Below are 9,170 nucleotides of genomic sequence, written 5' to 3'. Positions count from 1 at the left end.
GCGGGCGGACTGACCCCCGCGCAGCGGGCCTGGGCGGACGCGGAGCGTGTCGCTCGAACATATGTGCGAGCGACCTCCTAGGCTGGGAGGATGATCTCCTCTCTGCACGGCACCGTGCTGCACACGACGCCGGACCAGGTCGTCATCGACGTGGGTGGCGTGGGCTTCGCGGTCGCCGTCCCCGCCGATGTCGCGCACACGGCGACGGTGGGGGAGAAGCTGCGCCTGCACACGAGCCTGATCGTGCGCGAGGACGCCCTCTCGCTCTTCGGCTTCGCCGATCGGGCGGAGCTGGAGATCTTCACGCTGCTGCTCAGCGTGACGGGCGTGGGGCCGAAGTCGGCGCTGGGCGTGCTGTCGCATCTGACGACGGACCAGATCGCCGAGGCCGTCACCGCCGAGGACGACGCCCCGTTCCGGCGTGTGTCCGGCATCGGGCCCAAGACGGCCAAGCTCATCGTGGTGCAGCTCGCGGGGAAGGTGCACGCCGTTGCCGCCCCGGCCGCGACGCAGGCCTCGGGGGGGAGTGACATCCTGTCGCAGGTCGCCGCCGCGCTCGTGGGTCTCGGGTGGTCGGAGAAGGTGGCCGCCGAGGCGGCGACCGAGACCGCTGCCGCGGCGACCGAAGCCGAGCGGGCGTCGGTCGCGTCGCTGCTGAGGCGCACGCTCGCCCTGCTCGGCCCGGCGCAGGGAGGATCGGCGCGTGTCTGACCCGCTCGACCCGACCGAGCCCACCGACGAGTCGGAGCTCGCGATCGAGGGCGCGCTGCGCCCCTCCAGCCTCGGCGACTTCGTGGGCCAGCAGAAGGTGCGCGGCCAACTCCAGTTGCTGCTCGAGGCCGCGCGCCTGCAGTCCCGACCCGCCGATCACATCCTGCTCGCGGGTCCTCCGGGACTCGGCAAGACCACGCTCGCGATGATCGTCGCCCACGAGAGCGAGCGTCCGCTCCGTATGTCCAGCGGCCCCGCGATCCAGCACGCGGGAGATCTCGCAGCTCTGCTGTCGAGCCTGATGCCGGGCGAGGTGCTGTTCATCGACGAGATCCATCGCATGGCCCGCTCCGCGGAGGAGATGCTCTACCTCGCGATGGAGGACTACCGCATCGACATCATGGTGGGCAAGGGTGCGGGCGCCACGAGCATCCCCCTGGAGCTGTCGCCGTTCACCCTGGTCGGGGCGACGACGCGCTCGGGCCTGCTGCCCAATCCGCTCCGCGACCGCTTCGGGTTCACCGGCCATCTCGAGTTCTACGAGGAGGGCGAGCTCGAGCAGGTCATCGCGCGTTCCGCGTCGGTGCTGGGGGTCGGGCTCCCGACCGACGCCCTCTCCGAGATCGCGCGCCGATCTCGAGGAACCCCCCGAATCGCCAACCGCCTGCTGCGCCGTGTGCGCGACTACGCGCTGGTGCACGGCGACGGTGCGGCGACGCTGCACGACGTGCGGGCGGCGCTGGAGCTCTATGACGTCGACGCGATCGGTCTCGACCGGCTGGACCGAGCGGTGCTCGACGCGCTCGTCCGGCGTTTCCGCGGGGGACCGGTGGGTCTCAGCACCCTCGCGGTCGCGGTGGGCGAGGAGGCCGAGACCGTGGAGAGCGTGGTCGAGCCGTACCTCGTCCGCATCGGATTCCTGGGGCGCACGCCGCGCGGACGGGTCGCGACACCCGAGGCGTATGCGCACCTCGGGCTGGCGCACCCCGACGGGATGCTCACGCTGGATGACCTATAATCGCTGAAGGCTTCCCCCGATACCTCTGTGCGCCCAATGGCTGGTGCGTGCACCTGAGAAAGGCGCTTCCCCATGCCCATGGAATTCGTGCTCTTCGGCCTTCTGGCCGTGCTCCTGATCTTCATGATCTTCAACACGCGCAAGCGGACGAGGCAGATGAAGGCCGAGCAGGAGGAGAAGGCCACCAAGACGGTTCCCGGCGCCAAGGTCCTGCTGCAGGGCGGCATCTACGGCACGATCGTGGCGTTCGACCCGGACGACCTGGACGCGCCGGCCCTGGTGGAGATCGCTCCGGGCACCGTCATCGAGGTGCACAGCCAGGCGATCCTCCGCATCGTCGAGCCGAAGGACGCTATCGTTGAGGCGCCCGTGGACGGCGTGGATGACCGCATCGTCGACGAGCCCGCCGCCCCCACGACGGAGACGCCGGAGGAGACCCGCGCCCGTCTCGAACGGGACGCCGACGACAAGTAAGACAGCGGCCGTCGTGGCCGCTCGGATCATCGTCCTCCCAGAAAGCTGAACACACGTGGCTTCATCTTCACCTGTCCGTCACGCCTGGCGGGTCCTCCTCGGCCTGCTCCTCGTGACGGGCGTGCTCTTCGGCATCAACGCGCTGGGTGTGTACGTCTTCAAGCAGAGTTCGTGGGCGCCGGAACTGGCGCTCGACCTGCAGGGCGGCACGCAGATCATCCTCAGCGCCGAGACCGAGGACGGCGCAGCGCCGTCACAGGAGCAGCTCGACCAGGCCGCGGCGATCATCCGCCAGCGCGTGGATGCCTCGGGTGTCGCCGAGGCCGACATCACCACGGAGGGCGGCCGCAACATCGTCGTCCAGATCCCGGGTGAGGCCGACGAGCAGACCAGGGAGCGCATCCAGTCCAGCGCACAGCTCGAGTTCCGTCCGGTCCTGTACACGACGGCCGCGAGCACCGAGTTCGTGGGCGACGACGGCAACTCCACGCCGTTCCCGAGCCCAGACCCCGGCCTGAACGCCACTCCGACGGCGGAGCCGACCGACGCGAGCGATCTGTCGTGGGTGACCGAGAAGCTGGCCGCGGAGTTCCAGGCGTACGACTGCGCCAACCCCGACAACGATCCGTCGCGTGCGCCGAAGGACGAGCCGGTCATCGCCTGCTCCCCGGACGACACGCAGAAGTTCCTCCTCGGCCCGATGGAGCTCGACGGACGCGCGATCACCGACGCGTCGGCAGGCCGCGACCCCAAGAGCGGCGCCTGGATCGTGCAGCTCACGATGAACGGCGATGGCGCAGACGCGTTCGGCAAGGTCAGCACGCGCCTCAACCAGAACCGCATCGACGGCCTGTCGCCCCGCGACCAGTTCGCGTTCGTGCTCGACGGCGACGTGATCAGTGCGCCGCGGATGAACGGCGTGATCCTCGACGGCCGTCCCAGCATCTCTGGCAGCTTCACTCAGGAGAGCGCGACGACGCTCGCGGATCAGCTCAAGTTCGGTGCGCTGCCGTTGAGCTTCGAGGTGCAGAGCTCCGACACGATCTCCGCGACCCTCGGCACCCAGCAGCTCCAGATCGGGCTCATCGCGGGTCTGATCGGTCTGGCGCTGGTCGCGGTCTACTCCTTGCTGTCGTACCGCGCTCTCGGGACGGTGATCATCGCGTCGATCGCGGTGATGGCGGTGCTGACGTACATCGTGATCTGCATTCTCGCGTGGCGCATCGGGTTCCGCCTGTCGCTCGCGGGCGTCGCGGGTCTGATCGTGTCGATCGGTTTCACGGCCGACTCGTTCATCGTCTACTTCGAGCGGATCCGAGACGAGCTGCGCGACGGCAAGTCGATCACGGCGGCGGTCGAAGACGGGTGGGGTCGCGCGAAGCGCACGATCTACATCTCGAAGTCGATCAACATCCTCGCGGCCGTCGTGCTCTACATCCTCGCGGACTCCACGGTGAAGGGCTTCGCGTTCACGCTCGGCCTGACCACCGTCATCGACGTGATGATCTTCGTCATCTTCACCCATCCGGTGATGCAGCTCCTCGCGCGGACGCGCTTCTTCGGCGGCGGCCACAAGCTCTCCGGACTCGACCCGGCGGCACTCGGCGCCGTGTACCGGAGCCGGTCGCAGTACCGAGAGGTGGCGACGGCATCGGCAGGTCGCGGCGCGAAGAACGCCCGCTCACGCGGTGAGGCGGACCGCCGTCAGACCATCGCAGAGCGCAAGCGTGCCGAGGCCCTCGCCGCGGAGAAACAGACCAAGGGCGGAAGCGAGGGAGACGCCTGATGGCTTCCATGAACGAGTTCGGTAACAACCTCTACACGGGAAAGACCTCCTTCCCGTTCGTCGGACGCCGTCGGCTGTGGTTCATCATCGCGATCGCGCTGGTCGTGGGATCCGCGCTCGTGCCGCTGTTCCGTCCCATCCAGTTCTCGATCGAGTTCACGGGCGGGTCGCAGTTCACGGTGAACGCCCCGGCCACGCTGAATCAGGACACCGCGAGCGAGGCCGTGCAGTCCGTGGTGCCCGGCGCCGCGACCAAGGTCGTCATCGTGAACGACCAGGACATCCGAGTCCAGACCGACCAGATGACGGCGGCGGAGACACAGCAGGTCGCCGGCGCTCTCGCCGACGCGTACGAGGTGGAGCCCGACGCGGTGACCTCCTCGTTCATCGGTCCCGCGTGGGGTGAGAGCGTGACGCGGCAGTCCCTGTGGGGTCTGGCGATCTTCCTCGCGCTGACCTTCCTGATCCTGGCGATCTACTTCCGCACCTGGAAGATGTCGGCCGCAGCGATCATCGGGCTGCTCGACGTGCTCGTGATCACGGTGGGCGTGTACGCCCTGGCCGGTTTCGAGATCTCCCCGGCGGCGGTGATCGGGTTCCTCACGATCCTGGCGTACTCGCTCTACGACACCACCGTGGTGTTCGACAAGATCCGGGAGAACACGACGGAGGACGGGGAGAAGACCGCGCGCCTATTCGGCGAGTCGGTCAACCTTGCGGTGAACCAGACGCTGATCCGATCGATCAACACCTCGGTCGTGGCGGCGCTCCCGGTGGGCGCGATCCTGTTCATCGGTGCGTTCTGGCTGGGCGCGGAGACGCTGACCGACATCTCGCTCTCGATCTTCGTCGGCATCCTCGTGGCGACCTACTCGACGCTGTTCGTCGCGGCACCCCTCTACTCGCTGTTCCGCGAGAACGAGCCGCAGATCAAGGAGCGCGACGCCCGCATCCGTGCGGCGCGCGAGAAGGCGGCCGTCGAGGCCTGACGCCCCCGCTGCGCGGGGCTCGCCCCCTCTCAGCACGCGTAGGATTGTCTGATTCGGAGGTGAGTGGATGGCGGAGCCGCAGACGGCGTCGCAGGGTTCGAGTCTGCGACGGCTCGTGCCCCGCATCTTCTCTCGCGCGTCCCGCATCAACGATCTCGACAACCTGATCCGCACGGTCAGGGCGAATCATCCCAAGGGCGACTTCTCCGTCATCTCCCGGGCCTACGCGGTCGCGAAGGAGAAGCACGAGGGGCAGAAGCGGCAGAGCGGCGAGCCGTACATCACGCACCCGCTGGCGGTCGCGCAGATCCTCGCCGAGCTCGGCCTGGGCCCGCGCGCGATCGCCGCGGCCCTCCTGCACGACACCGTCGAGGACACCGGCTACGCGCTGACCGACCTGACCGCTGAATTCGGCGACGAGGTCGCGATGCTGGTCGACGGCGTCACCAAGCTCGACAAGGTCAAGTACGGCGAGAGTGCGCAGGCGGAGACGGTCCGCAAGATGATCGTGGCGATGTCGAAGGACATCCGCGTGCTGCTGATCAAGCTCGCCGACCGCCTGCACAACGCCCGCACGTGGGGCTTCGTACCGCCCGAGAAGGCGGCGAAGAAGGCGAAGGAGACGCTGGAGATCTATGCGCCTCTGGCCAACCGCCTCGGTATCCAGGCCATCAAGTCGGAGCTGGAAGACCTCTCGTTCGCGGTGCTGCACCCGAAGATCTACAACGAGATCCACAGCCTGATCGCCCAGCGCACACCGCAGCGGGAGAAGTACCTCGGCCAGGTGATCGAGGAGATCGACGAGGACCTGCGAGATCTGCGGATCCGTGGCAAGGTCGTCGGCCGGCCGAAGCAGCTCTACTCCGTGTACCAGAAGATGGTGATCCGGGGGCGCGAGTTCGACGACATCTACGACCTCATCGGCATCCGCGTGCTGGTGTCGTCCGTGCGCGACTGCTACGCCGTGCTCGGCGCGATCCACGCGCGCTGGACGCCGTTGCCCGGCCGCTTCAAGGACTACATCGCCACCCCGAAGTTCAACCTCTATCAGTCCCTGCACACGACCGTGATCGGCCCGGCCGGTCGCACGGTGGAGATCCAGATCCGCACGCACGAGATGCACCAGCAGGCGGAGTACGGCGTCGCGGCGCACTGGATGTACAAGGAGCGGATGAACGGCGGCGGCAAGGCCGAGGTCCGCGCCTCCGACACCGACATGGCGTGGCTCGCGCACATCTCCGACTGGCAGGCCGAGACCGCGGACCCCGGCGAGTTCCTCGACTCGCTGCGCTTCGAGATCGGAGCCAAGGAGGTCTACGTCTTCACGCCGAAGGGACGGGTCATCGGCCTTCCCGCCGGCGCGACGCCCGTCGACTTCGCCTACGCCGTGCACACCGAGATCGGCCATCGCACGATGGGCGCCAAGGTCAACGGCCGCCTCGTGCCGCTCGAGTCGGAGCTCAAGAGCGGCGACGTCGTCGAGGTGTTCACGTCGAAGAACCCCGACGCCGGCCCCAGCCAGGACTGGCTCGGCTTCGTCAAGAGCACGCGGGCGCGGAACAAGATCCGCGGCTGGTTCACGAAGGAGCGTCGCGAGGAGGCGATCGAGCAGGGCAAGGAGGCGATCGCCCGGGCGATGCGCCGACAGAACCTGCCGCTGCAGCGCCTGATGAACCAGGACTCGTTCACCGAGGTCGCGCATCAGCTGCACTACGAAGACGTGTCCGGGCTCTACGCGGCTGTCGGCGAGGGACATGTGTCCACGCAGTCCGTGCTCGAGAAGGTCACCGCCCTGGTGGCGGCGAACGACACGACGACCGGGGCGATCGATCTGCCGGGCAGCGTGCAGACCAGGGAGCCGCGCGGCGGCGACTCCGGGGTGCTCGTGCGCGGGGCGAACGACATCCTCGTCAAGCTCGCCAAGTGCTGCACCCCCGTGCCGGGCGACCCGATCGTGGGCTTCGTCACGCGGGGGAGCGGCGTCTCGGTCCACCGTGCCGACTGCGTCAACGTCAAGGCGCTGAGCGGCGAGCAGGACCGCTTCGTCGAGGTCTCCTGGGCACCGACCACCAAGAGCGTGTTCCGCGTGCAGATCCAGGTCGAGGCGCTCGACCGGTCCGGGCTCCTGTCGGATGTCACTCGAGTGCTGAGCGAGCACCACGTCAACATCCTGTCCGCCACGGTCAGCACGACCGATGAGCGCCTGGCGCTGAGCCGCTTCGTGTTCGAGATGGGCGACGCCGTGCACCTGGACCGCGTGCTGAACGCCGTGCGGCGCATCGACGCGGTGTACGACGTCTACCGCGTCACCTCGTCCTGAGCGCGACCCGCTCGAGGGCGGCGATGCCGACGCGGCTCCCCGGCACACGGCTGGTCCCGCGCAGCTCGACGAGGGCTTGTGCGGTCACCGCCGGGCAGGCGACGGCGAGGGCATCCATCCAGGGAAGCACGCGGGGGTCGCGATGCAGGCTCGTCGCCAGGTCGACCATCGTCCGCGCGGGCGTCGACACGGCGACGCCACCGATCACGACGACGTCCGCGGCGGCGAGCACGGTGTCGTGGAAGACCAGGCGGGCACTCGTACGCGGGCGCACGCGACGCTCGACGCACCGCTTCACGTGATGCACGGGCGGCGGTGCGTCTCCGGCGCCGTGGATCCATGCGGCGGTCGGGCCGCAGGCCGCGGCGCCGTCCTGCACGAGAGGCCCGATCGACGCGGCACGCACGTCCGCACCCTCGATGAGGTCGGCCGGGATGTACGCCTCGCCGAGGTCGACGACGTGGCCGTCGAGTCGAGCGGCGGCGAGCTCCGGCAGACTCAGCCGCGCGCCGGGCAGATACAGAAGAGCGGGATGCATCACGCCAGTGTGGCGCAGCGCATCCCGCTCCTGTGGCGGTCGTCGCGGATTGTGGAAAGCGTCAGCCGCCCAGGGCGTTGAGCCAGGCGCGGCGGGCTTCGAGCGCGTCAGCCGCGGTCTTGGCGGCCTTGGTGTCGCCCGACTTCTCCGCGGCCGCCAGCTCGGCCTCGAGCTTCTCGATGGCCTCGTGCAGCTGCGAGCTCATGTCGTTCGCGCGCGCCTTGGTCTCGGGGTTGTTCTTCTTCCAGTCGACGTCCTCGCGGGCCTTGAGCGCCTGCTCGATCACCCGGAGCTTGTCGTCGAGAGCGCGCTCCTTCTCGCGCGGGAAGATGCGGCCGACCTCGTCCCACTCGCGCTGGATGCGGGTGAGCAGTGCCCGCGCACGCTTGATGTTCGACTCGTCGGCCACGGCCTTCGCCTGCTCCAGAAGAGCCTGCCGTGCCTCGATCCGGGGCGCGGAGTCTGCCTCTTCCGCGGCGGCCTGCTCAGCCCGCGCGGCGTACAGCGCATCGCCGGCCGCCTTGAACCGCGCCCAGAGCGCGTCGTCGGCCTTGCGCCCGGCACGGCCGGCGGCCTTCCACTCGTCGAGCAGGGTGCGGTACGCGGGGATGCCGTCGACGCCGCGGGGAGCGAGCGCCTCGGCGCGCTCGACCAGCCGCGACTTGGCGTCGCGTGCGGCCTTGTGCGTCTCGTCGAGCTCGGAGTAGAAGGCGCGCCGGTGCTTGTCGACCACCGAGCGGGCGTCACGGAACCGCTTCCAGAGCTGTTGCGACACGCTCTTCGACAGGCGCGGACCGTTCTGCTGCTGTGCCTGCCACGACTCGAACAGCTCGTTGAGCTCGGCCGTGACCTGCTTCCACTGCACCTTGCTGAGGTCGCGGGCGGCGATGGCCTCGGCGCGCTCCACCAGGGCCGTGCGCTCCGCGACCGCCTGCTCCACGAGCGCCCTGGCCTGCTGAGCCTCCTGCTCCGTCGCCTCCGAGAGCGAGGCGGTCAGGGCGTTCAGCCGGTCGCGCAGTCCCGCGAGGTCGCCGACCGCTGCGGCATCCGTCGCCTCGGCGATGAGGTGCGAGGCCTGCTTCGCGAGGTCGCTCGCCGAGGCGCCGCCGGCCTGATGGCGCTGCTCGAGCGCGTGCACCTTGAAGGCGATGTCGTCGTACTTGCGCACGAAGTAGGCGAGGGCCTCTTCCGGGGTGCCGTCGGGGTACTGGCCGACCACCCGCCACGACTCGCCCTCGCGGACCTCGACCGTGCCATCGTCGGAGACGCGACCCCATTCGAGCGCCGAGGCGGAGGGCGCGGGCGTCGCCGGTGCGGCGGGCGCGACCGCGGCG

The 9,170-nt window shown here is 69.2% G+C and carries 8 protein-coding genes; 6 read left to right on the top strand and 2 right to left on the bottom strand.

The window, feature by feature from the left end; translation table 11 throughout:
• Nucleotides 1-90: 90 nt before the first annotated feature.
• The 6 genes from ruvA (at nt 91) to DW309_RS11145 (ending at nt 7,298) form a co-directional block, all read left to right on the top strand.
• Nucleotides 91-711 (top strand): Holliday junction branch migration protein RuvA, encoded by a 621-nt coding sequence (gene ruvA / locus DW309_RS11170; protein ID WP_136045418.1) that lies wholly within the window; start codon nt 91-93, stop codon nt 709-711.
• A complete protein-coding gene (gene ruvB, locus DW309_RS11165) occupies nt 704-1,729 on the top strand; it encodes a Holliday junction branch migration DNA helicase RuvB (protein WP_136045417.1) in 1,026 nt (341 codons plus the stop codon). The genes ruvA and ruvB overlap by 8 nt, the downstream gene beginning before the upstream one ends.
• A gap of 78 nt (nt 1,730-1,807) precedes the next feature.
• Nucleotides 1,808-2,203 (top strand): preprotein translocase subunit YajC, encoded by a 396-nt coding sequence (locus tag DW309_RS11160; RefSeq protein WP_136033701.1) that lies wholly within the window; start codon nt 1,808-1,810, stop codon nt 2,201-2,203.
• A gap of 55 nt (nt 2,204-2,258) precedes the next feature.
• Nucleotides 2,259-3,989: a protein translocase subunit SecD gene (gene secD, locus DW309_RS11155; protein ID WP_136033641.1), complete on the top strand. Its 1,731-nt coding sequence runs from the start codon at nt 2,259-2,261 to the stop codon at nt 3,987-3,989.
• Nucleotides 3,989-4,978, top strand: a complete 990-nt coding sequence (gene secF / locus DW309_RS11150; protein ID WP_136033643.1) for a protein translocase subunit SecF — start codon at nt 3,989-3,991, stop codon at nt 4,976-4,978. Before secD ends, secF begins: the two co-directional genes overlap by 1 nt.
• A gap of 67 nt (nt 4,979-5,045) precedes the next feature.
• Nucleotides 5,046-7,298: a RelA/SpoT family protein gene (locus DW309_RS11145; protein WP_136033645.1), complete on the top strand. Its 2,253-nt coding sequence runs from the start codon at nt 5,046-5,048 to the stop codon at nt 7,296-7,298.
• Here DW309_RS11145 and DW309_RS11140 read toward each other — a convergent pair.
• Both DW309_RS11140 and DW309_RS11135 read right to left on the bottom strand, forming a co-directional pair.
• Nucleotides 7,285-7,836: a type IV toxin-antitoxin system AbiEi family antitoxin gene (locus DW309_RS11140; protein ID WP_136033647.1), complete on the bottom strand. Its 552-nt coding sequence runs from the start codon at nt 7,834-7,836 to the stop codon at nt 7,285-7,287. The genes DW309_RS11145 and DW309_RS11140 overlap by 14 nt on opposite strands.
• 61 nt (nt 7,837-7,897) lie before the next feature.
• A partial coding sequence (locus DW309_RS11135) for a DUF349 domain-containing protein (protein ID WP_240753189.1) occupies nt 7,898-9,170 on the bottom strand: 1,273 nt, incomplete at its 5' end.

Origin of the sequence: Microbacterium sp. K41, from assembly GCF_004794395.1 — a bacterium.
Lineage (GTDB): Bacteria > Actinomycetota > Actinomycetes > Actinomycetales > Microbacteriaceae > Microbacterium > Microbacterium sufflavum.
Note: the sequence above shows the minus strand (reverse complement) of the source record. Positions and strands in the feature narration are given on the sequence as shown.

Excerpts from the sequence above, each read along its gene's own strand:
- DW309_RS11160 (WP_136033701.1), top strand. The coding sequence starts at position 1,808 with ATGGAATTCGTGCTCTTCGGCCTTCTGGCCGTGCTCCTGATCTTCATG.
- ruvA (WP_136045418.1), top strand. The coding sequence starts at position 91 with ATGATCTCCTCTCTGCACGGCACCGTGCTGCACACGACGCCGGACCAG.
- DW309_RS11145 (WP_136033645.1), top strand. The coding sequence starts at position 5,046 with ATGGCGGAGCCGCAGACGGCGTCGCAGGGTTCGAGTCTGCGACGGCTC.
- secF (WP_136033643.1), top strand. The coding sequence starts at position 3,989 with ATGGCTTCCATGAACGAGTTCGGTAACAACCTCTACACGGGAAAGACC.
- DW309_RS11140 (WP_136033647.1), bottom strand. The coding sequence starts at position 7,836 with ATGCATCCCGCTCTTCTGTATCTGCCCGGCGCGCGGCTGAGTCTGCCG.